The sequence below is a fragment of the Pseudoalteromonas peptidolytica genome (genome assembly GCF_012641745.1).
GTDB lineage: Bacteria > Pseudomonadota > Gammaproteobacteria > Enterobacterales > Alteromonadaceae > Pseudoalteromonas > Pseudoalteromonas peptidolytica.
Genome location: NZ_WEHZ01000108.1, coordinates 1 through 264, shown reverse-complemented (window position 1 = coordinate 264; position 264 = coordinate 1). Strand labels below are relative to the sequence as shown.

At 50.4% G+C, this 264-nt stretch carries 1 rRNA gene; it reads right to left on the bottom strand.

Going from position 1 to position 264, the window contains the following annotated elements:
* Window positions 1-147: 147 nt before the first annotated feature.
* Window positions 148-261 (bottom strand): 5S ribosomal RNA (gene rrf / locus F9Y84_RS21935).
* Window positions 262-264: the final 3 nt, after the last annotated feature.

Genomic DNA, 264 nt, shown 5'->3' with positions numbered 1-264 from the left:
CCGCCTCCTACCAGTGCTGCACTATGGTGGTGTCGTGGTGGGAGCGAGTTTACCTCGCGAGGTGTTGATTATCTTGTGAGACTTTCTTTCCAAATCCCACACAGCAAAAAACCCGTCGCATTGCTGCAACGGGTTTCTCTAATAAGGCCCTGGCGATGTTCTACTTTCACATGGGAAGCCCACACTATCATCGACGCTGTTTTGTTTCACTTCTGAGTTCGGCATGGGGTCAGGTGGTTCCAAAACGCTATAGTCACCAGGAAA